This is a genomic window from Cytobacillus sp. GQ23 (assembly GCF_059758675.1).
The window spans coordinates 34,664-56,372 of sequence record NZ_JCAXER010000033.1; the positions used below are offsets into that span (position 1 = coordinate 34,664).

Sequence of the window (21,709 nt, forward strand, 5' to 3'; positions counted from 1 at the left end):
ATAAGGTCCAAACTTGTTAAAAATGTCCTATTTCATAGAAACGGACGATCAGGAAAGGAGTATCCGTGTGACTCAAGCTCCAGTATTAGATGTAAAACAGCTAAGGACTTCCTTTTTCTCTTCAGATGGAGAAGTTCCGGCTGTGGATGATATCAGCTTCTCTGTCAACAAGGGTGAAATTTTGGGGATAGTAGGTGAATCAGGCTGCGGAAAGAGTGTTACATCTCTATCCATCATGAAGCTGATTCCACAGCCCCCGGGAAAAATTGTTGGCGGGGAAATTCTTCTGGATGGAGAAGATCTCGTTAAAGCATCAGAAAAAAGAATGCGTGAAATAAGGGGAAATGAAGTGGCTATGATTTTTCAGGAGCCAATGACTTCATTGAATCCGTTATTTACAATTGGAGATCAGCTGACAGAAGGAATTAAATTACATAAAAAGTTAAATAAGAAGGCTGCTATCCAGCAGGCTGTTGAAATGCTTAAACTTGTCGGTCTGCCGAGGGCAGAACAGATTATCAAGGAATATCCCCACCAGCTTTCCGGGGGAATGAGGCAGAGGGTAATGATTGCTATGGCATTGTCCTGCCATCCTCGTCTTCTGATAGCAGATGAGCCGACCACCGCTTTGGATGTGACAATTCAGGCACAAATATTATCCCTTATGAAGGATCTTAATCAAAAGCTGGACACAGCCATAGTTATGATTACGCATGATCTCGGGGTAGTAGCAGAAGTGTGTGAAAGGGTAATTGTCATGTATGCCGGGAAAATAGTGGAGGAAGCTCCTGTAAAAGAGATATTCAAAAATCCAAAGCATCCTTACACTCAGGGACTTCTTCAATCAGTGCCTGATGTAAGAGAAAAAAAAGAGCGATTATATTCGATTCCTGGAAATGTTCCTAAACCGGGCTCCATCAAGACTGGATGCCGTTTTGCAGCGCGATGTGAGTTTGTCCATGACCGCTGCCTGACGGAAAGTCCTCCACTTTATAATGCCAATAATGAGGAACCGCATACAGTGCGCTGTTTCCTGCATGAGTCTGGAGGTGTCATTAATGACCGAAGTGCTGTTGGAAGTTAATCAGTTAAAGAAATATTTTCCCGTAACAGGGGGGCTGTTTGGAAGAAAACAGGGTGATGTGAAAGCGGTTGATGATATCAGCTTCTTCGTTAACAAAGGGGAAACGCTTGGCCTTGTAGGTGAGTCAGGCTGCGGAAAATCAACCACTGGAAGAATGCTGATGCGCCTGATTGAACCAACAGAGGGGAAAGTAGTTTTTGATGGAAAGGAACTGACATCCCTAAATTCAGCGGAAATGCGCAAGATGAGAAAGGAAATGCAAATGGTATTCCAGGATCCGTTTGCATCGTTAAATCCCCGCCATACTGTTGAGCAGATTTTAGAAGAGCCTCTCATTGTCCACGGCATTGGGAACAAAGAAGAGCGTAAACAGCGGGTAAAAGAGATGCTTGAAGTTGTCGGCCTCAGCAGCTACCATGCCAAACGATATCCGCATCAATTCAGCGGAGGCCAAAGGCAGCGGATTGGAATAGCAAGGGCATTGATGACCAAGCCTAAGCTGATCATTGCAGATGAGCCTGTTTCTGCACTGGATGTATCCATTCAATCACAGGTGCTCAACCTGCTGGAAGATCTGCAAAAAGAATTTCAGCTGACGTATATATTCATTGCCCATGATCTCGGGGTAGTTAAACATATCAGTGATAGAGTTGGTGTTATGTATCTTGGAAGATTAGTAGAGATCACAACATCTGACCAGCTCTACGATAAGCCGCTGCATCCTTACACAAAGGCATTGCTTGGAGCCGTTCCCATCCCTGACCCGGCTTTAAAGAAAGACAGGGAGCTGTTGACTGGGGACATCCCAAGCCCGCAAAATCCGCCAGCTGGATGTGCTTTCCATACGAGATGTAAAGATTGCATGGCAATCTGCAAAACAGATAGGCCACAGCTGAAGGAAATTGAACCTGGTCACTTTGCAGCCTGCCATCTTTATAGCTGAGCTATAAGTAAGGGCAGTACTGCATGGATGATAAATAAAAAGGAAATAGCCGATACCGGCAAAAGAAAAAGAGGGGGAAAACAATGAAGAAGCGCAAAGGCATTTGGTTCTTGGTTGCAGCTTTGTTACTGTCACTGGCTCTTGCCGGCTGCAGCAGCAACTCAAGCAGCGGAACGAAAGACGAAAAGGATAAAGAGAAAGGTACAGATACAGAGGAAACGTCTTCAGGCGGCACACTGGTATTTGGCCGCGGCGGTGACTCTACTTCACTTGATCCGGCTATTACAACAGAAGGTGAATCCTTTAAAGTTACAAAAAATATCTATGAAACTTTGATTGAATTTGGTGAGCAGGATACAGAAATTCAGCCTGGACTTGCTACTGAATGGGAATCAAGCGAAGATGGATTAAAGCATACTTTAAAGCTTCGTGAAGGCGTTAAGTTCCACGATGGAACTGATTTCAATGCTGAAGCGGTTGTCTTCAACTTTGAAAGATGGAAAGCTGGAAGCGCTGAGCAGTTCTATTACTATAACTCTCAATTTGGAGATAAAATCTCTGAAGTAAAAGCGGTAGATGATTACACAGTTGAGTTTACTTTAAACAAACCAATTGCACCATTCTTTAAGAACCTTGCAATGTCTCCATTTGGAATTGCAAGCCCGGCAGCAATTGAAAAGCATGGTGATAAATTCATTCATAACCCGGTGGGTACAGGTCCATTTGTATTTAAAGAATACAAAGCCAACGACCGCATCACACTTGTTAAAAATGAAGACTACTGGGACGAAGGCCTTCCGAAGCTTGACCAGGTTATCTTCCGTGTCATCCCCGAAAACTCTGCTCGTCTGAACGCATTGGCTACAGGCGAAGTCGACTTAATCGATGGTGTTAACTTCAGTGATGTTGGCCAAATCGAAGGAAATCCTGATCTGCAAACTTTTGAACGTCCGTCATTAAACGTAGCTTATCTTGGATTAACAAGCACACGCGGACCATTAAAGGACAAAAAAGTCCGCCAGGCATTGAACTATGCAGTTGATAAGCAAGCTCTTATCGATGCATTCTACGCCGGTGCAGCTGAGCCGGCGAAAAACCCAATGCCTTCAGTTGTAGCGGGCTACAATGATGACGTTAAGGATTATGAGTATGATCCTGAAAAGGCAAAGGAACTTTTAAAAGAAGCAGGATATGAAGATGGCTTTGAAATGGAGCTATGGGCAATGCCTGTTCCTAGACCTTATATGCCGGATGGACAAAAAGTGGCTGAAGCACTGCAAGCCAACTTTGATGCAATCGGCGTAAAAGCAAAAATCGTTACTTATGAGTGGGGTACTTATCTGGATAAAGCCAAAAATGGTGAAGCTGATACATTCCTATTAGGTTGGACTGGCGACAACGGAGATGCTGATAACTTCCTATATGTACTTCTTGACCAGGACAGCATCGGATCTAACAACTACTCATACTACCAGAACCCTGAAGTGCATGAACTGCTTGTAAAAGCTCAGGCTAGTCCAGATCAGGAAGAGCGTGACAAACTTTACAAAGAGGCTCAGCTTCTGATTAAAGAAGATGCTCCATGGATTCCGCTTGTTCACTCAAGACCAATCCTAGCGGGTAAAGCTGATATCACAGGCTTCAAGCCGCATCCAACAGGTTCTGACTTACTTTCAACTGTAGAATTTAAATAAGGTGCTTTACAAGTGAGATAAGTATACTTCTTATATTCAAGGAAAAGGGAGTACAGTTCTGTAGCTCCCTTTTCTATATAAAAATATTATAAATTGAGAAACTTTGAATTCGATTACTGTCTAGCTCCAGCGCCTGCCCCCTCGAGGCCACAAGCTTGTCTAGTTGAGGCTCCTAGGGACTCGGGATCATAAGCCGTTTCCTTCCAGAGGGAAAAAAACCTTCTTACAGGAACCGTCTTATGCCTGTCGTCCCTAAGCAGTCGCCTCAACTTTTCGGGCAAACCTCCCTAAAAGGCAAAGAACGCCTTTCTGAGAGGCTCGTCTTGTGCTTGTCGGGGGCGAACGAGGCGCTTGCGCTTTTCTTATTAACCTTCAAGAGAGGTGAGATGGCAATGCTGTCCTACACACTAAAAAGACTGTTTTCTCTAATTCCTGTTCTTCTTGGTCTTTCCCTAATCGTCTTTTTTATGATCCGGGCAATCCCCGGTAATCCTGCACAGATTATATTGGGACAATTGGCAACAAAAGAAGCAGTGGAGGAATTAACGAAGCAGCTGGGGCTTGACCAGCCTTGGTACCTTCAATATTTTACATATCTGGGAGATCTTCTTACCGGAGATCTGGGAGAGTCACTCCGTACAAAAACAGAAATCAGCCAGGAAATCTGGCCGTATTTGGCTGCAACAATTGAACTTACATTAGTTGCCATGTTAATTGCTGTTTTTATCGGTGTGAATGCCGGTATCATCAGTGCTTGGTATCAGAACTCATGGTTTGATTATGTGGCAATGGTGCTTGCGCTTATTGGCGTTTCCATGCCGATCTTCTGGCTCGGCTTAATGGAACAGTGGGCATTCGCCATTAAGCTGGACTGGCTTCCTACATCGGGAAGGGAAGAAGTGAGAAATCCGATAGAGGCGATCACGAACATATATATGATTGATACCCTCCTGCAGGGAAGAATCGATCAGTTCTGGGATGTCATTAGACACCTGATTCTGCCGGCATTTGCCCTTGCAACCATCCCAATGGCAATCATCGCAAGGATTACCCGTTCTACGATGCTTGAAGTCATGAGATCCGATTTTGTCAGAACAGCAAGGGCCAAAGGCTTGAGAATGTTTTGGGTTGTTTATAAGCACTCATTAAAGAATGCCATCATTCCAGTTCTTACAATTATTGGTCTTCAAATGGGATTATTGCTTGGAGGAGCCATTTTAACTGAAACGATTTTCAGCTGGCCGGGAATCGGACGATATATTTATGAAGCTATTAATTATCGGGACTATCCTGTTATCCAGTCAGGCATACTTATCATTGCGTTTATTTTTGTCATGATCAATCTGGTTGTAGACTTGCTGTATGCAGCAATTGATCCGCGCATTAAATATAATTAAGGAGGGGGAACGTACTTGGAACTTTCAACACAAAAAGACCTTCAGCCGCCTATTATGCCAGCTGAAGAAAAAGCAGTTTCCCCCTGGGTGGAAGCATGGAGGAGCTTTAGAAAAAATAAACTGGCTTTAATCGGCACCATTATTGTCGTATTTTTCATCATTCTGGCAGTATTTGCACCTCTTATTGCGCCGCAGGGGATTAATGAACAAATGCTGTCAAAAAGGCTTCAGGCTCCATCTAGCCAGCACTGGTTTGGAACAGATGACTTCGGCCGGGATATCTTCTCAAGAGTTGTATATGGGGCAAGGATCTCATTATGGGTAGGCTTTCTTGCCGTAATCGGATCTATTGTAGTTGGATGCCTTTTAGGTGTAGTAGCAGGATATTATGGCAAATGGGTTGATACCATTATTTCCCGTGTTTTTGATATCATGCTTGCTTTCCCAAGCATATTGCTAGCCATTGCAATTGTGGCCGTGCTTGGACCATCATTGAGAAATGCCCTTATTGCCATTGCGGTTATCAACATTCCCAATTTCGGCAGACTGATCCGTTCACGGGTGCTGAGTGTCAAACAGGAGGAATATATTATGGCTGCAAAAGCGATCGGAATGAGCAACAGCCGGATCCTTTTCAGACATGTGCTGCCAAATAGCATGGCACCTATCATTGTGCAGGGAACACTTGCGATTGCAACAGCCATTATTGAATGTGCTGCCCTTGGATTCCTTGGCCTCGGTGCAGAGGCGCCAAATCCTGAATGGGGAAAGATGCTTTCTGATGCGAAGGCATATTTGATCCAGGCTCCATGGACGATGATCTTCCCTGGACTTGCGATCATGCTAACAGTTTTGGGATTTAATTTAATGGGTGATGGATTAAGGGACGCACTTGATCCGCGTATGAAGAATTAACAAAAAAAGCAGCTGACATCAGCTGCTTTTTCCTATGAATAGATGCTGCACCTAACAAGCTTACTCAGCAACATCCGGTATCGAAACCTCATTTTCCTCTTTATGATATGCCTGAAAACTGGAAATAAGTTTATCCAAGTGCTCCACATGTTCATCGTAATCAACAATTGCTGATACAACCTGCATGATATGCGGGAGAATAGATTCTTCATCTTGTTCATGTTCTTTTTGCTGAGCCAGGAAAAGGTTCACCAGTTCCTTTCTGCTCATGCTGAAGTCGCCTTCCTCAAACACTACATTCGGACGAACTTTCCCAATAAATTTAAGCATGATATGTTCATGATAATGGATGAGAATATCAAGCTGCTGCTGCACGGCATGCTGGAATTCTTCAGGCATTTGCTGCAGATCATTTTCAAAGCGATGCAGCTTCTTTAATGTCTCCAGTGAGCGTTTAACTGTGGAAATCATTTGCCTGTAAATAACGAGTTTCCTGGATTTAACCAGGTCATTTCGCTTAAAATAATTTCTTTCCTCTTTATACATATAGTACAGCTGTTCAAGCTTAATATTGCTATCTTTCATTTTATCAATATCGTTTTTTAACAACCTGTGTTCAGATGCATGGCGTATGGTAAGCCTGATCCATTTGGTAATTTCCTCTGTGCTATTGGATATTTTAAAGTAAAGCTTATTTTCGTATTTAGGAGGCAGAAATACAAGGTTAACAATAAAAGCTGACAATACCCCGAGCATAATAGTTGAGAAGCGAATAAGAGCGAATTGCAGAAAGGTATCGCCCGGTGTCTCCATAATGACAATCAGGGTTACAAGTGACAGGCCAATGGTGTTTTCAATTTTAAGCTTAAGATTAATCGTGATTACAATAATAGCTGCCAGCCCTATGATGAAGACATGGTTGCCGAATAAAAGCACAAAAATCACAGCAATTAATGCGCCTATTGCGTTCCCCTGAATCTGTTCAACAATAGATAAATAAGATCGGTAAATGGTCGGCTGAACGGCAAAAATAGCGGCAATTCCTGCAAAGATAGGAGCAGGCAAATTGAAGAGTTCTGATAATAACAGTGCCAGAATGATTGCGATTCCCGTCTTAAGAATGCGGGCGCCAAGTTTCATACAATGTATGTCCTTTCTTTCATTAAAGTTTGATTCATTATAAAACAGGGTGAATGAAACCGTAAAAGCCGTATTTATTCATACTTTAAACGATTTTGTTCATTGTTAAACAATATTGTACTATACAGGGATATGGAAAGAAGTTCAAGGGGCATTTTTATGAAATTTGTATTAAATGTTAGTAAAAAAATTTAGGTTGCCTGAATGATGTGGAAAGTTCAAGAGATTGCTAATAAAGAAGACAGGCTGCAGAAGGAATTATAGGAATTGCTTAATGAGAATGGGGGAGGCTGAGGAGGAATGAGAGGAACTAAAACAAAGGAATAGTGCTGCTTAGCGAAGCGGAGGAGTAGAGAGAGGACCTCAAGCAGCGGAATAGTGCCGCTTAGTGAAGCGCAGGCGAAGTAAAAGAAACAAACACGGTGTGCCAAATAAAGAAGAAAAACCCCCATCCAGATAAACGGATGGGGATCGATTGGTGCAGATAATCACTCTGTGGATACAGATGGATCTGCTTGTTCTTTGACCGGGATGACTTGAACAAAGTGGTCTTCCGGATAATCAAGAAGGGAAGCAAGCTGTGAAGCTTCTTCTGTCTGTCCTTGATCATTAAGCATGGCGATGTATTGGCCAAGCATTTCTTTTACATCTTCCTTTCCTTTATCGGAAAGAGTTGTAACGGAGACTTTAGCTCCTTTGGCAATTCTGCGCTGGATGGCTTCTTTTGTTAAGCCCATTTCCGGCTGGTGTCTTAAGTAAACAACACCGCCTGTCATTCCTGCGCAGATCCATGGACCGGCATCGCCAAGAACTAATCCTCGGCCATTTGTCATATACTCAAAGGCAAATCCTTTGATATTGGCATTTGAACCGATATTGCCGTATTCTTTTTCAGGCAGCGGCTTTTGCAGCTGGCCGCCGATAATCATATCGGCTCCGGATAATCTGATTCCGGCACGGGCATCAGCATTTCCTTGAGCTACAAGCAAGCCTTGCTGAGCTCCATACCCAAAGCCTTTACCGACTGAGCCATTGTAAAACTTGCCATTTTTGCCTTTGGCTTTAAAGATTTTAATTTGTCCCCCGAACGAAGTTTTTCCGATGCCATCCTGAGCGCCTCCGGCAACTTCGATGTTAATGCCAAAGCTATTGTAAGCTCCAAGGCCATTGCCCGGGATGGAACCGCCTTTGTATTTCAGATTAACTTGCGGAAGAGTTTTATATGAACCGTCCAGTCTGTCTCTTACACGGTGGCAGGAAACCCGGCTTCCCAATACCCGCTGCTCGGACGTGATGCTATGGAATTCACGTGACTGATCAAGTTCTTCTACACTTGCATCAAGGTACTCCGCTCCAACAGCTACCTGCAGCTGTGCTTCCTGCAGGGCTTCAGGTGCTTCCTGGGCAGAGAATTGGCCGATTTCAAGTGTTTTCAGCAGGTGAGTCAAATCAAGCTGATCCTGTCCCTTAATCTGTACAAGCAGATCAGAACGGCCTACTGCATCCTGCAGATTTTTAATGCCGATAGCAGCAGACAATGCTTTCAGTTCTTCTCCAAAAGCTGTAAACAGGTTCATAATGCCTTTGACAGCAAGATCAAATTGGCGTGGAACAAATCGTCTTAAGCCATGTTCTTTCGCCTGTGCCTCTGAATCAATTTGAGTTGCAATCCCAACATGGCAAGTATCAAGGTGGCAGCCGCGGCATGTCGTACACCCGATGGCGAGCATGGAAAGTGTGCCAAATCCTACACGGTTAGCACCTAGCAGCATAACCTTTAATACGTCTGCGGCACTCTTGATTCCGCCATCAGCCCAAAGCTCTACATTATGGCGGATGCCAGCTTCTAGCAGTGCGTTGTGAGCTGCCTTAACACCAATCTCCACTGGAAGGCCTACGTGCTGCAGGGCATGAATTCTCGCTGCCCCTGTACCTCCGTCAAAGCCGCTCAGTGTGATAATATCCGCACCAGCTTTTGCAATCCCGACTGCAATTGTTCCGATATTCGGTACAACCGGCACTTTTACAGCAACCTTAGCTTTGTCATTGGCAGTCTTAAGCTCGTGAATCATCTGTGCCAAATCTTCAATCGAGTAAATATCATGGTTGTTGGAAGGTGAGATCAAATCCGATCCGATTGTCGCATTACGTGCCTCGGCAATTTTGGCCGTAACCTTGGATCCAGGAAGATGCCCGCCTTCACCAGGCTTAGCACCCTGCCCAATTTTGATTTCCAGCAGGTTGGATGAATTTAGGAGCTCGGCATTCACACCGAAGCGTCCGGATGCCACCTGCTGTCCGCGGGTTCTCGGATACTTTCCAAGCATATCCTTGATTTCTCCGCCTTCTCCATTCAGGCTGACCATGTTCAGCCTGTCAGCGCCTTCTGCATAGGCTCTAAATGCCGTTTCATTCTGAGAACCAAAGGACATGGAGGAGATGACAAATGGCAAATCATGCTCGCCCACATGCAGGCTGATATCTTCTGCTTTTAGCTGAGAAGCCGTTTCCTTAAATCCGGTTAAATGGCGGATTGTTGTCGGGTTCTGGTCTTCCTGTTCAGTGATTTTCTCCTTGTAAGCACTGTAGTCACCAGTCGATGCCACTTCGCCAATTGCTTTCCAGATACGCGGGAAAAGGCTGAACGTTTTACCGATTCGTTCTTTTTCATTCTGGTAATCTTCAGCTCTTGCAAATGCATCTTCCTTTAAAGTGTTAAAGCTAAACGATAGCTCTTTAGATCCGAAGAAATTGACGATATTCAGGTATTCAGCTAATTCTTCGTGAAGACCTATGGCAGAGAATAAACGTCCATAGCCTCTTAATTCATGAATCCCGATTGTTGAAATGACTTTTTCAAGGCCTTTTGTCAGTGCTGAGTATAGATTCTTCAGCGGTGTTTCAGATTCGCCCAGAACGGTCATAAACATATAATAAGGACTGATAATATCGGCACCTAAACCGAATGCAGTAATAATATCATGAAGCGATCTGATTGAAGCTGAACGCAGCAATAGGGAACATTCACGGCGCATTGCTTCTTTAACAAGAGCCTGATCGATTGCAGAAACTGCCAGGTGCGGATCAATCCAGTAAGAGTCATCCTGATGAGCATTAGCATCATCCAGTACAAGCAGAGTTTTGCCATTCTTAACAGCATCTACTGCTTCTGATGCTAAACGGTCTAAAGCTTCTTTTACCGTTTCATCTTTCGTAAATGTGGAAGATAAATAAGATATCAGCTTTTGTTCGTGATAGAAGCCTGTTACCTGGTCGTAGCTCGGCTGATTTAGTTCATCGGAACATTCGTAGCCTGCTTTTCCTTCTATTAAAATAGGAGTCTGCAATTCAATTACGGCCGCTGGCTCCTGCTTTTCAAATAGAGAAGGGCGCTTTCCTATAATTGTGCGGGTTGAGAAATGCTCCGTTTCCCGGTCACGGTCAATCGCAGGGTTAGTAACAACAGCAACACTTTCCTTGATAAAATCAGCAATATTTTTCCGCTGAGGATTTAGTGCTGCTAAAGGTGAATCGTGTCCAAGAGAACGAATTGGCTCCGCGCCTTTTTCTGCCATTTGCTCGACAAGCTGGACATGATCTCTCTCCCAGCCGAACGCTTTATACTGCCCGTTATGAATCTTATCCGGGTAATTTACAGAAATGGTTTTTTCCAATTTTGGAGACTGCAGGCGAATCCTGAAGTTATCAGATTTCACTCTCTTTGAAAATCTGTTAAAAACTTCAGCCTGATAACGGCTGTGCTCGTAAACAGCCAGTGTATCACCGTCCCATTTCAGACCAACCTTTTCACCTGGTGATAGAGGCTTAGGTTCATTTACATATTCGCTGGATGGAATGATTCCTGGCTCTGATGAAAACAGGTAAGAGCTTTCTGTTTCAAGCATCCATAGCGGGCGAAGACCTAATGCATCAACACTGAACACTGCCTCATCTGCAAATCGCGAAATAATCCCTGCTGGTCCCTGGGCAAAATGTCCCCATGCTTCCCTGATATAGGCATACATATCCTGAAGATGATCAGGGTATGACTTGATTTCATTTACGATAGGAGGGAACATAACGTCCATTGCTTCAAAGAGACTATAGCCGTCACGGCAAATTAACGTTTCAAGTGTTCTGCTCAGATCCTGTGAGTCACTGCCGTCTTTTACCAGCGGAACGCCGACCATTTTGGCTTCATCTCTAAGCTTGGCAATCGTGTTGATTTCCCCATTGTGTCCGAGCACGCTAAAAGGCTGCACGCGGAAAAAGCTTGATAATGTGTTAGTTGAATAGCGATTATGGCCAAGCGTCATTGTTGATGCAACAAGAGGGCTTGCCAGGTCGTGATAATATTTCGGAAGAATATCTCCTGCACCCATTACTTTGTAAACAGCGTGATGCTGGCTAAGGGAAGCGACATGGACATGTTCGTTTTCTTCAAAGTCAATGATTAATTCAAACAGCTTTTTGGAAAGCTCTGTCCCAGCCGAATCTGCTAAACAGGCAAACTGCCAGAATACGGGATTTTCCTGTATGGCAATCGGTCCTAAAGCTGATGATTCGGTTACTTCGTCAGATGCATAAATAACCGTTAGATTTGCGTCATCAAGTTTCTGCAGCAAGATCGCTTTCAGTGATTCAGTATCCTGCTTTCTGGACATAAATACATGTCCAACCACAAATCCTTCTTTTTCTGCTGCTTTAGAATCAGCTCCTGCTGCCTTTAATTTTTCTTTCCATAGCTCTCTTGGGATATCAATATGGATCCCTACACCGTCGCCTTCTCCATTAATAAAACCGGCACGGTGATTCATCGTAACAAGCGCATTGATACAGCTGAAAATATTTTCACGGGTTGGGACTTTCTTTTTCTCCATTGCAGAAACGATGCCGCACGCATCGTGCTCCTGGCGGTGAAACTCTTTAAAAAGTGAAGGACTCCATTGATGTAATGTCATAAAATTCGGCTGAAAATAAGGCTGTGCCTTAAAGCCGTTCACCTCCTGAAAAATAGTAATCTATAAGATTTTTTTGGTTTACGGGTTTTAAAAGAGGATGGTACAAAGTTATTTTTGGTTTGAAAGGTAAATGCATGGAGCATTTATTAAAAGAATAGTTGGATAATTTGGGATACGCTGCTGACGTAAAGGTCTTTATGTCAGCGTCATCCGCTCTTACACAAAAGATTTCTCCCATCATATCATATGAATTTTCAGAAATCAATTATTTATACAAAAAGTTGGATATGGTTTTAGGTGGAATATTGGATTTTGCATAAAACAAACCTATTATTGTAAACGTTTTCATTGCTGTGAATAAAGAAAACGGAAGCATTTCTGCTCCCGTGAATGTATAAAATAGTGAATATTTATTTGTCATTTAGTTGCTGAAATGCGTTTTGCACCGCATGAAGCGTGGCCTGAATATCTTCCTCTGTATGCGCGATTGTGATAAACCAGGCTTCATATTTTGATGGAGCCAGATTTATTCCCTGATTAAGCATCAGCTTGAAGAATTTTGCAAACATCTCTCCATCGGTATTTTCCGCCTGCTCATAATTCACTACTTTTTCTTCCGTAAAGTAGATTGTCAGAGCACCTTTTAATCGATTAATTGTAATTGGGACATTTTGTTCTTCAGCAGCATCACTAATTCCCTTTTCAAGCATTTCTCCCAGTCTGTCCAGATATTCATATACACCCGGCTGCTTCAAAACTTCGAGGCATGCAATTCCAGATAAAATTGACGCTGGATTTCCAGCCATTGTACCAGCTTGATAAGCTGGACCTAAAGGAGCAACTGTCTCCATAATTTCATTCTTTCCGCCATATGCGCCGATTGGAAGGCCGCCTCCAATAATTTTACCCATGGCTGTCAAGTCCGGTTTTACTCCAAGCAGGTCCTGAGCACCGCCATACATAAAACGGAAAGCTGTGATGACTTCATCATAAATGACAAGTGCACCAGCTGCATGTGTTAATTCGTTAACCTGCTCCAGGAACCCTGGTTTTGGTTCAACAATACCAAAGTTGCCGACAATCGGTTCTACCAATACAGCGGCAATCTGGTCTCCCCATTTTTCCAGCGCTTCTTTATATGGTTCGATTTCATTGAAAGGAACCGTGATCACTTCCTGGGCAATGCTCTTTGGAACTCCGGCAGAGTCAGGTGTTCCGAGTGTTGAAGGTCCTGAACCTGCAGCAACCAGAACCAGATCGGAATGGCCGTGATAGCAGCCGGCAAACTTAATGATTTTGTCCCTGCCCGTATACGCCCTTGCAACGCGGATCGTGGTCATAACAGCTTCAGTTCCTGAGTTCACAAAGCGGACTTTGTCCAAATTAGGTATTGCTTCCTTTAGCATTTCGGCGAATTTCACTTCATGTGGTGTCGGAGTTCCATATAATACGCCGCGCTCAGCAGCTGATTTAATTGCTTCTGTAATATGCGGATGGGCATGTCCCGTAATGATGGGGCCGTATGCAGCCAGATAATCAATATATTGATTGCCGTCCACATCCCAAAAATAAGCTCCCTGTGCACGTTCCATTGCAACGGGCGAGCCGCCGCCAACTGCTTTATAGGAGCGGGAAGGACTATTAACTCCTCCGACAATATGTTCTAAAGCTTGTTTATGCAGCCGTTCAGAATTAGTAAATTGCATGTTATTCCTCCTGATTAAATCCATTTATTCATCCGTCATTATTTTAACATGTTTGGAAGGGACTTCGTCCAATCTGAAGGATGGCGGAGTATTCTGTATTTTAATGTTAAGAATTGAAGCAATCTAGTTGTGAAGAATGAGCTGTTTGTCTAAACTATTTCATTAGGGTATTAAGAGGCAGGAGGAATAATGATGACAGATGCAATAACAGTCCGGAACTTAAAAAAGGAGTTTAAGGCATATTCCAGCCGCTCTGGATTAAAGGGTGCCTTCCGCGACTTGCTGACAAGGAATTATAAGATTGTCCCGGCAGTGAACAATATCAGTTTTCAAGTAAAGCAAGGCGAGATGGTCGGGTATATAGGTGAAAATGGAGCAGGGAAGTCAACCACCATTAAAATGCTGACGGGAATCCTAACCCCATCGAGCGGTGAAGTGATCGTGAATGGAATGAATCCGCATAAAGACCGCGAGACATTCGTGAGCACGATTGGCGTTGTTTTCGGCCAGAGATCTCAGCTTTGGTGGGATATTGCTGTTCAGGAATCCTTCAGGCTGCTTAAAAAAGTGTACAAAGTTTCGGATGAGCAATACGACAGTCATATGACACATGTTATCAAGACATTGGATATTGAACCTCTGCTTGATAAACCGGTCCGTAAGCTGTCACTTGGGCAGCGAATGAGGTGTGAACTGGCAGCGGCACTCATCCACAATCCGCCGCTGCTGTTTCTGGATGAACCGACTATTGGGCTTGATGTGCTTGTTAAATTAAAGATCAGAGAGTTTTTAAAAGAAATAAATGAAAAATACAATACAACTATTCTGCTGACGACTCATGACCTATCGGATATTGAGGCGCTGTGCGAACGCGTGGTTATGCTGGATGAGGGAAAAATCATTTATGACGGGGCATTGAAAAGCCTGAAGGAAAAATGGGGAGAAGGGAAGGAAATAGAATTCCAATTCCTTGAAGATGTGACCCTGAACGACTTAAACCAAATAACGGCTACATCGGAAGTGAAATGGGAGAAGGATGAGAAGGAAGCAATCTTTACAGCCTTTGCAGAGGATAATGATGAATTGATCTCCCTGCTGATTGCCAAAGTGGTTGCCGAATTGAAGGTGAAAGACATTAATATTAAAGAAACGTCAACAGAGGAAATCATAAGAAATATATATGACCGGGGGATCTTTTAATGAAAGGATTTATTTATATCCGGGGGTGTTCCTGTGGATAAATATATAGAAATGATTCGGATCCGCTTTTTGATGATGCTTGCCTACCGGACCAATTACTATACAGGCATTCTGATATACAGCATTAATATTGGCGCTTACTATTTCTTGTGGAGTGCTATTTATGGAGAAAAAGATGCGATTGAGGGAATGTCTGTAATCCAGATGTCAACATATGTGGCTGTAGCGTGGATGGCAAGGGCTTTTTACTTTAATAACATAGACAGGGAAATGGCTGCAGAGATAAAAGAAGGAAAAGTAGCGGTGGAACTGATCCGGCCATATAATTATTTAGGCATGAAAACCATGCAGGGGCTGGGAGAGGGGATCTTCCGTCTCTTCTTTTTCTCAGTTCCTGGCATGGTTATCGTCTCGTTCATTTTTCCGCTCCAATTCTCTGCGGATTGGACGACCTGGGTTTTCTTTGCGATATCGATTATATTAAGTTTTTTTATCAATACGCAAATCAATTTGCTGACAGGTATTACCACTTTCTTCTTATATAATAATACTGGGCTTATCCGGGCCAAACGAGTTGTGATTGATCTATTTTCAGGCCTGTTGATTCCTATCAGCTTTTTCCCTTTATGGGCACAGGATGTATTAAAATATCTGCCATTCCAGGGTATCAGCTATGTACCGAGCATGATTTTTACAAGTAGCTTTTCAGACAACGAAGCCATCCAGGCGATTATGATGCAGGGAATCTGGGTTCTTATTTTGATCATACCCATTCAGATTCTGTGGATCATTGCTAAAAAACAGCTCGTTATTCAAGGAGGGTGACGCATGTTTTATATAGTTATTTTCTTTCAATATGTCGCCCAATATATGAAAACAAGAATGCAATACCGTGCAGATTTATTTGTTGAAATCTTTTCAGATCTTCTTTTTCAGGCAGTCAACTTAATTTTTATCTTAGTCGTGTTTGGGCATACAAATCTGCTTGGTGGCTGGACGAGAGATGAAATCATCTTTATTTACGGATTTTTTCTTGTCCCTTATGCACTGTTTTCCTCATTCTTTAACATTTGGGATTTCAATGAGAGGTATATCGTAAAAGGGGAACTCGACAGGATACTGACCAGACCAATTCATAGTTTGTTTCAAATCGTATTGGAACGGATGGAACTTGAGTCCTTATTTGGTGCAGTAACGGGCATTGCAGTTATGATTTATGCAGGAAACAGACTTGGCATAGGGATTTCCTGGTCAGACCCAATCTTATTTTTCTTATTTGTGTTAGGCGGAATGCTTGTATACGGAGGCATCTTTGTTATGATTGCCTGTATCAGCTTTTGGGCGGATGCAAGAACATCCATCATGCCGATGATGTATAACATCGGGAATTATGGAAGGTATCCGGTTGATATTTATAACAGTGTCATACGATTCGTCCTAACCTGGGTGCTTCCGTTTGCCTTTGTTGGCGTGTATCCAGCTTCATACTTTTTGGGAAAAGAGGAATGGTTTTTGTACTCCTTTTTGACACCTGTAATCGGAACCATATTTTTCGGCATTTCGATTCTGACGTGGAATGCAGGCGTGAAGCGTTATCGAGGTGCGGGCAATTAGCCGGGTTAATTCCTGGCTTTTTTTATTGGGCGGATCTTTCCCATCCAGCAAGGGGTTATAGAGACAGGCTGTCATACAGGACTGGGTATATGCGTATAATTGAATTGATAAGCATTTCGAAACGAGGTGCAGTATGGCATTTTATTTATCGCTGATTTTAATCGTGCTGTGCATGATCATGAGTCTGCAGACTTTATTTTCATCAGCCAAGATAAAGGGTAGATGGGTTTCGATGGAGAATTTCCTATATCTCATAAGTTTGTATGCAACGATTTTGATTGGGTTTGGCCTGATTTATATTTGGCTTGATTTACATGGGCTGGTGGTGCTGATGGACGGCACCGACTATATGGAGACCGGTTTCCTCGAGAAACTGGAGTCGGGCTTTTATTTTAGTGCGGTAACCCTTTTTTCTGTTGGGTATGGAGATATCAGTCCTGTTGGAATAGGCAGGCTTATAGCGGTGCTCGAAGCGTTAATTGGCTATGTGATCCCGGCAGCATTTGTAGCCAGAGTGGTATTTGATGCCGGTGACCGTGCTTTATAGATATCAGTTGTTTTTGGCCGCAAAGTTGGATAGGCTTAGAGTAAGAAACCTATTCAACAGGGGGAATGAAAATGACAATTGAAATCGGTAAAACGGCTCCAGATTTTGAGCTCGAATCCAGCAATGGTGAAAAGGTAAAATTATCAGATTACCGCGGGAAGAATGTTGTGCTTTATTTTTACCCGAAAGACATGACGCCTGGCTGCACGACTCAGGCATGTGATTTCAGGGACCAGCATCAGATTTTTGCAGATGTGAATGCAGTCGTTTTAGGGGTAAGCCCTGATCCGCTCAGCAGACATGAAAAGTTTATTGAAAAGCATGGTCTGCCTTTCCTGCTCCTTGCAGATGAAGACCATGAAGCTGCAGAAGCGTACGGTGTATGGAAATTGAAAAAGAACTTCGGGAAAGAATATATGGGTATTGAGCGTTCAACCTTTATTATTGACCAGGAAGGCAAGCTCGTGAAAGAATGGCGCAAGGTAAAGGTCAAGGGTCATGTCGAGGAGGCGCTTGAGTATATCAGGGAGAATTTGACCCAGCCTTAAATAGGTTGCCTATTTTTTATCGGAACAAGGCTTTTGTCCATTCCGAAGAACAAGTTTTGCATATCATTGTATTAGGGCATACCTCCTCAGATACTTTATTGAAACGGACCTGAACAGGTTCGTTTTTTTTATTATTTTTTCCTTTGATCGATGGGTGGTATGATGAACAAAACAATGCTGGAGTGGTGTTTATAAATATTGTGTCTTCCATTATGCCTCCCGAAGAGCTGAGTCAGGAGGTAGTTCGGGATTTCCCTGAGGGAGAATTCCTGTTTTTTGACGGAATAGAAGCTGCGGGGGAATCCTTTTTTAGTGCTGAAGTATTTATTACTTATGGAGAAGATCTGACAGAGGAACATATAAATAAAACAACAAAACTAAAGTGGATTATGGTGATGTCTGCGGGAATGGATGAAATGCCATTGAAATCCTGCAAGGAGAAAGGCATCTTAATTACAAATGCAAGAGGAATCCATAAAATCCCCATGGCTGAATTTGCACTTGGCACTATGTTAGGGCATGTTAAACAGAAGGCATTGCTGATGGAAAACGAAAAGGCGAGAGTCTGGAATCGTAATCTGCCAATAGAAGAGCTTCATGGAAAAACATTATTAATCATTGGTGTAGGTGCAATAGGGAGAGAGATAGCAAGACTCGCAAAATGTTTTGGTATGAAAGTGGCTGGAGTGAATAGGAACGGACGGGAAAATCCATGGACGGATGGTATTTATCCTGTCAGCGGGCTTACCCAGATCCTTCCTGAAGCTGATTTTATCGTTTCAATCCTTCCCAGTACGCCTGAAACGAAACATCTGTTAAAAGAAGAGCATTTTATTGCTATGAAGGATTCTGCTGTGTTTATGAATATTGGAAGAGGAGATCTCGTTGAGGAGAAAGTGCTGCTATCCGCCCTTGAAAAAAACCAGCTTTCACATGCCTATCTGGACGTTTTTGAAAATGAGCCTCTGCCTGAGGGGCATCCCTTCTGGAGTATGGAGAATGTCACAGTCACACCACATCTGTCAAGCCGAACTAAAAACTATTTACCGAGATCTTTTGAAATTTTTAAGCATAACCTTCATACATATATAAAAAATAACAAAGATTATATGAATGTGATCGATCTTGAAAGAGGGTATTGAAATGAGAATCTATACCAAAACGGGGGATAACGGGACAACGTCACTAATATATGGACAGCGGGTCAGTAAGAATGACATCCGCGTAGAGGCATATGGTTCATGTGATGAGGCGAATTCCATGATTGGAATGGCATTAAGCCATTTGAGAAGCGAGTATTTCAGCGGTAAGGAAAAAGCGGAACAGGTATTTCATAAGGTGCAGACAGACTTGTTCCACGCAGGAGCAGAATTGGCAACCCCCGCAGGAAAAAAAGTCAAATGGACGATAAAGCAAGAGGATATCACCTTCATGGAAAAGCAAATTGATGAGTGGGAAGCTGATCTTACAGCACTTAATAACTTTATTTTGCCTGGCGGTCATCCTTCAGGAGCGGCATTCCATGTAGCGCGAACCGTTGTCAGAAGAGTGGAACGACGTGCAGTGTCACTCGGTGAAGAAATTAATCCGCTCGTTTTAGTCTATCTGAACCGGCTTTCTGATCTGCTGTTTGTTGCTGCGCGAGTTGTGAATCACCATTTGGGCACTGGTGAACAATCACTGCACGATGAAAAGAGCTGATTCCCTCTATTGAGGTGTTTGTAATATTGACAAATGTGGTAAAAGATTAGTACACTATTTATAAAGATTATAAAGTAATAATATTTGTTGGAAAAGAGGTGCATGGCGGTGGCGCATATGGAATTAAAAGAGGCGCTGGATACTTTAAAAGACACTGGAGTACGTATCACTCCGCAGCGTCATGCGATACTTGAATATTTAATAAACTCCATGTCACACCCGACTGCTGACGATATTTACAAAGCATTAGAGGGAAAATTCCCGAATATGAGTGTGGCCACAGTTTACAATAATTTACGAGTATTCCGTGAGGTTGGCCTGGTAAAGGAACTGACATATGGTGATGCATCGAGCCGCTTCGATTTTGTAACTACTCATCATTATCATGTCATTTGTGAAAGCTGCGGGAAGATTGTAGATTTCCACTATCCTGGCCTGGATGAAGTAGAACACCTTGCTTCGCATGTAACAGGTTTTAAAATCAGCCATCATAGAATGGAGATTTACGGAACATGTCCAGATTGTGCAAGCAAAGAAGCTCATTAATAATTTTTAAAGCTGCCGGCGCTGTGCTGTCAGCTTTTTTATTTTTATTCAAATAAAAAACCGGCTATTGGAAAGCCGGTCATTTCAGTACATGGATATGGAAGCAAGAGATGATTCAGCTCTGCTTCGTATTTTTTTTGTTGTATTTTTCATCAAATTCAACGCCCTCGAGATTTGGATCAAGCGTCAAAGGTTCATTACAGTACATGCACATATCAACGCGGCCGAGCATCTTGGTGTGTTTTCCGCAGTTAGGGCAAACCACCTGCACGGTTTTTGTTGATAGCATGCCGATCCAAAAATAAACACCGGTGCTCGCGAGAATGCAGAGCATCCCAAGAAGCATAAATATTGTCATGAGAAGAGCGGAATTCCTAAAGAATATTCCGAGATACATAACGATAAATCCGATAAAAATTAAACTAAGGGCAAATGTTCGAATCTTATTGATTTTATTTGAGTACTTAGCCATACTGCTCCCTCCTAAAACCTAACTATACCACACTCCTTTTGCTGAAATAAATATTAATATAGAATGGTGTCGAAAAATGTCTCACCTTTAGGAAGGATTTCATTTATAATTGTCGAAGATATACGCTATCAATAAAATGGAGGAATTATGATGGAAGATATTCTCCGTCCTATATACCAGGAACGGGCAAGCCAGACAAACACTCTAGGCGTGATTATGACCGAAAAAATGCATAAGGCTATTCCTGCTACTGATACATTTGATGCTGTACTGCTAATCCTTGTTGAGGAAGCCGATGAACCTGTATTTGTTAAACATTACACATATAAAGATAAAAAAGCAGCTCTTCATATTGTGACCGATAAGCAGCTCCGCGAATGGATCCTGCTGGGGTCGAACCGAAAGATCTTTGACTGGCTTTATAATGGAAAAGTTTTATTTGATCGAAATGAATATATTCATAACCTGAAGGTGGAATTAAGAGAATTTCCGTTCTATGGACGAAAATTAAAAATGGGGCTTGAGTTTGCCAAGCTGATCAGACGATATATGGATGGAAAAGCCTTCTTTGAAAATCGCCATTATTTCGATGCCTATAACCATATTGTTCATTCCCTTCATCATTTGGCCAGGCTTGCTGTTATCGAAAATGGATTCCATCCGGAAGTAACTGTCTGGAATCAGGTGAAGCAAATTGAACCTGAAATAATGAAACTATATGAAGAATTGGTAAATAGCCAGGAGCCTCTTGAAAAAAGGCTGGAGCTGCTGTTCCTGGCAAGTGAATTTTTAATTCATTCAAGAACCAAACAGGGAATAAGCCATCTGACAGATGTGCTTCTTGAGAAAGAAGAATGGTCCATCCACGATATTATGAACCATGATGAACTTCGTCTGTATGCAGTTGACTTAAGCATGCTTCTGGAGTATTTAATCGATAAGCATTTCATAGAGGTAGTAAACATAGAAACAAAAGGCCAGGGAATTTATCACCGGTATTACAAACTCAAAAAAAAATTATCGTAAAAAAGTTTTAAAAGCTATTGACCTTTATTTAAATCCTTGTTATATTTATATCCGTCGCTGCGATATGAACGAAAAACATTTTCACAGACGGCGGATAATTTTAAAAAAAGTGTTGACAGTTAAAAACAACACATGTTATATTAGTAAAGTCGCTTCTGGGCGATTAGGTAAAATATAACAAAGAGAAATTGATCTTTGAAAACTGAACGAACAAA

18 protein-coding genes are annotated in these 21,709 nt (G+C 42.6%); 14 read left to right on the forward strand and 4 right to left on the reverse strand.

Annotated features, from left to right (window positions below; translation table 11 throughout):
- Nucleotides 1-67 precede the first annotated feature (67 nt).
- The 5 genes from AC6CHU_RS22255 to nikC all read left to right on the forward strand — a co-directional run bounded on the left by AC6CHU_RS22255 (nucleotide 68) and on the right by nikC (nucleotide 6,033).
- Nucleotides 68-1,084 carry an ABC transporter ATP-binding protein gene (locus AC6CHU_RS22255; RefSeq protein WP_159861901.1) on the forward strand — a complete coding sequence of 339 codons (1,017 nt, stop codon included), beginning with the start codon at nucleotides 68-70 and terminating at the stop codon, nucleotides 1,082-1,084.
- Complete coding sequence (locus AC6CHU_RS22260; RefSeq protein ID WP_159861900.1) at nucleotides 1,059-2,027, forward strand: ABC transporter ATP-binding protein; 969 nt, start codon at nucleotides 1,059-1,061, stop codon at nucleotides 2,025-2,027. Before AC6CHU_RS22255 ends, AC6CHU_RS22260 begins: the two co-directional genes overlap by 26 nt.
- Nucleotides 2,028-2,110: 83 nt before the next feature.
- A complete protein-coding gene (locus AC6CHU_RS22265; protein WP_159861899.1) occupies nucleotides 2,111-3,721 on the forward strand; it encodes an ABC transporter substrate-binding protein in 1,611 nt (536 codons plus the stop codon).
- Between the two features lie 392 nt (nucleotides 3,722-4,113).
- Nucleotides 4,114-5,118, forward strand: a complete 1,005-nt coding sequence (locus AC6CHU_RS22270) for an ABC transporter permease (RefSeq protein WP_159861898.1) — start codon at nucleotides 4,114-4,116, stop codon at nucleotides 5,116-5,118.
- Between the two features lie 54 nt (nucleotides 5,119-5,172).
- A complete protein-coding gene (gene nikC, locus AC6CHU_RS22275) occupies nucleotides 5,173-6,033 on the forward strand; it encodes a nickel transporter permease (protein ID WP_201306459.1) in 861 nt (286 codons plus the stop codon).
- A 60-nt stretch (nucleotides 6,034-6,093) separates the two neighbouring features.
- Here nikC and AC6CHU_RS22280 read toward each other — a convergent pair whose 3' ends face one another.
- The 3 genes from AC6CHU_RS22280 to AC6CHU_RS22290 form a co-directional block, all read right to left on the reverse strand.
- Entirely contained in the window at nucleotides 6,094-7,173 is a 1,080-nt protein-coding gene (locus AC6CHU_RS22280) for an FUSC family protein (RefSeq protein WP_159861896.1), read from the reverse strand.
- A 488-nt stretch (nucleotides 7,174-7,661) separates the two neighbouring features.
- Nucleotides 7,662-12,134 carry a glutamate synthase-related protein gene (locus AC6CHU_RS22285; RefSeq protein WP_159861895.1) on the reverse strand — a complete coding sequence of 1,491 codons (4,473 nt, stop codon included), beginning with the start codon at nucleotides 12,132-12,134 and terminating at the stop codon, nucleotides 7,662-7,664.
- 410 nt (nucleotides 12,135-12,544) lie between these two features.
- On the reverse strand, nucleotides 12,545-13,840 hold the full coding sequence (locus tag AC6CHU_RS22290) for a glutamate-1-semialdehyde 2,1-aminomutase (protein WP_498122822.1): 1,296 nt from the start codon (nucleotides 13,838-13,840) through the stop codon (nucleotides 12,545-12,547).
- Between the two features lie 192 nt (nucleotides 13,841-14,032).
- Between AC6CHU_RS22290 and AC6CHU_RS22295 the strand changes: the two genes are divergently transcribed.
- From AC6CHU_RS22295 to perR, 8 genes are all read left to right on the forward strand, one after another.
- Nucleotides 14,033-15,040: an ABC transporter ATP-binding protein gene (locus AC6CHU_RS22295; protein WP_498122824.1), complete on the forward strand. Its 1,008-nt coding sequence runs from the start codon at nucleotides 14,033-14,035 to the stop codon at nucleotides 15,038-15,040.
- A gap of 33 nt (nucleotides 15,041-15,073) precedes the next feature.
- Nucleotides 15,074-15,865, forward strand: a complete 792-nt coding sequence (locus AC6CHU_RS22300; protein ID WP_159861893.1) for an ABC transporter permease — start codon at nucleotides 15,074-15,076, stop codon at nucleotides 15,863-15,865.
- Between the two features lie 3 nt (nucleotides 15,866-15,868).
- Entirely contained in the window at nucleotides 15,869-16,654 is a 786-nt protein-coding gene (locus AC6CHU_RS22305) for an ABC transporter permease (RefSeq protein WP_159861892.1), read from the forward strand.
- A gap of 133 nt (nucleotides 16,655-16,787) precedes the next feature.
- Complete coding sequence (locus tag AC6CHU_RS22310; RefSeq protein WP_159861891.1) at nucleotides 16,788-17,201, forward strand: potassium channel family protein; 414 nt, start codon at nucleotides 16,788-16,790, stop codon at nucleotides 17,199-17,201.
- A 71-nt stretch (nucleotides 17,202-17,272) separates the two neighbouring features.
- Nucleotides 17,273-17,749 (forward strand): thioredoxin-dependent thiol peroxidase, encoded by a 477-nt coding sequence (gene bcp, locus AC6CHU_RS22315; RefSeq protein WP_498122825.1) that lies wholly within the window; start codon nucleotides 17,273-17,275, stop codon nucleotides 17,747-17,749.
- A gap of 143 nt (nucleotides 17,750-17,892) precedes the next feature.
- The gene (locus AC6CHU_RS22320) at nucleotides 17,893-18,891 is read left to right on the forward strand and encodes a D-2-hydroxyacid dehydrogenase (RefSeq protein WP_498122826.1); all 999 of its coding nucleotides are present in this window, start codon (nucleotides 17,893-17,895) and stop codon (nucleotides 18,889-18,891) included.
- Between the two features lies 1 nt (nucleotide 18,892).
- The gene (locus tag AC6CHU_RS22325; RefSeq protein ID WP_498122827.1) at nucleotides 18,893-19,450 is read left to right on the forward strand and encodes a cob(I)yrinic acid a,c-diamide adenosyltransferase; all 558 of its coding nucleotides are present in this window, start codon (nucleotides 18,893-18,895) and stop codon (nucleotides 19,448-19,450) included.
- A 108-nt stretch (nucleotides 19,451-19,558) separates the two neighbouring features.
- Complete coding sequence (perR, locus tag AC6CHU_RS22330) at nucleotides 19,559-19,996, forward strand: peroxide-responsive transcriptional repressor PerR (protein ID WP_162272000.1); 438 nt, start codon at nucleotides 19,559-19,561, stop codon at nucleotides 19,994-19,996.
- A gap of 115 nt (nucleotides 19,997-20,111) precedes the next feature.
- On the opposite strand, the gene AC6CHU_RS22335 is transcribed toward perR, so the two are convergent.
- Complete coding sequence (locus AC6CHU_RS22335; RefSeq protein ID WP_159861887.1) at nucleotides 20,112-20,468, reverse strand: YgzB family protein; 357 nt, start codon at nucleotides 20,466-20,468, stop codon at nucleotides 20,112-20,114.
- Between the two features lie 150 nt (nucleotides 20,469-20,618).
- Here AC6CHU_RS22335 and AC6CHU_RS22340 point away from each other — a divergent pair, with 150 nt between their 5' ends.
- Nucleotides 20,619-21,494 (forward strand): nucleotidyltransferase-like protein, encoded by an 876-nt coding sequence (locus tag AC6CHU_RS22340; RefSeq protein WP_159862422.1) that lies wholly within the window; start codon nucleotides 20,619-20,621, stop codon nucleotides 21,492-21,494.
- The last annotated feature ends 215 nt before the right edge of the window (nucleotides 21,495-21,709 follow it).

What these genes read in the sequence shown, in the direction of transcription:
- AC6CHU_RS22305 (WP_159861892.1), top strand. Translation starts at nt 15,869, where the DNA reads ATGTTTTATATAGTTATTTTCTTTCAATATGTCGCCCAATATATGAAA.
- bcp (WP_498122825.1), top strand. Translation starts at nt 17,273, where the DNA reads ATGACAATTGAAATCGGTAAAACGGCTCCAGATTTTGAGCTCGAATCC.
- AC6CHU_RS22265 (WP_159861899.1), top strand. Translation starts at nt 2,111, where the DNA reads ATGAAGAAGCGCAAAGGCATTTGGTTCTTGGTTGCAGCTTTGTTACTG.
- AC6CHU_RS22335 (WP_159861887.1), bottom strand. Translation starts at nt 20,468, where the DNA reads ATGGCTAAGTACTCAAATAAAATCAATAAGATTCGAACATTTGCCCTT.
- AC6CHU_RS22310 (WP_159861891.1), top strand. Translation starts at nt 16,788, where the DNA reads ATGGCATTTTATTTATCGCTGATTTTAATCGTGCTGTGCATGATCATG.
- AC6CHU_RS22260 (WP_159861900.1), top strand. Translation starts at nt 1,059, where the DNA reads ATGACCGAAGTGCTGTTGGAAGTTAATCAGTTAAAGAAATATTTTCCC.
- AC6CHU_RS22290 (WP_498122822.1), bottom strand. Translation starts at nt 13,840, where the DNA reads ATGCAATTTACTAATTCTGAACGGCTGCATAAACAAGCTTTAGAACAT.
- AC6CHU_RS22270 (WP_159861898.1), top strand. Translation starts at nt 4,114, where the DNA reads ATGCTGTCCTACACACTAAAAAGACTGTTTTCTCTAATTCCTGTTCTT.
- AC6CHU_RS22295 (WP_498122824.1), top strand. Translation starts at nt 14,033, where the DNA reads ATGACAGATGCAATAACAGTCCGGAACTTAAAAAAGGAGTTTAAGGCA.
- AC6CHU_RS22325 (WP_498122827.1), top strand. Translation starts at nt 18,893, where the DNA reads ATGAGAATCTATACCAAAACGGGGGATAACGGGACAACGTCACTAATA.
- AC6CHU_RS22280 (WP_159861896.1), bottom strand. Translation starts at nt 7,173, where the DNA reads ATGAAACTTGGCGCCCGCATTCTTAAGACGGGAATCGCAATCATTCTG.
- nikC (WP_201306459.1), top strand. Translation starts at nt 5,173, where the DNA reads ATGCCAGCTGAAGAAAAAGCAGTTTCCCCCTGGGTGGAAGCATGGAGG.
- AC6CHU_RS22285 (WP_159861895.1), bottom strand. Translation starts at nt 12,134, where the DNA reads ATGACATTACATCAATGGAGTCCTTCACTTTTTAAAGAGTTTCACCGC.
- AC6CHU_RS22340 (WP_159862422.1), top strand. Translation starts at nt 20,619, where the DNA reads ATGGAAGATATTCTCCGTCCTATATACCAGGAACGGGCAAGCCAGACA.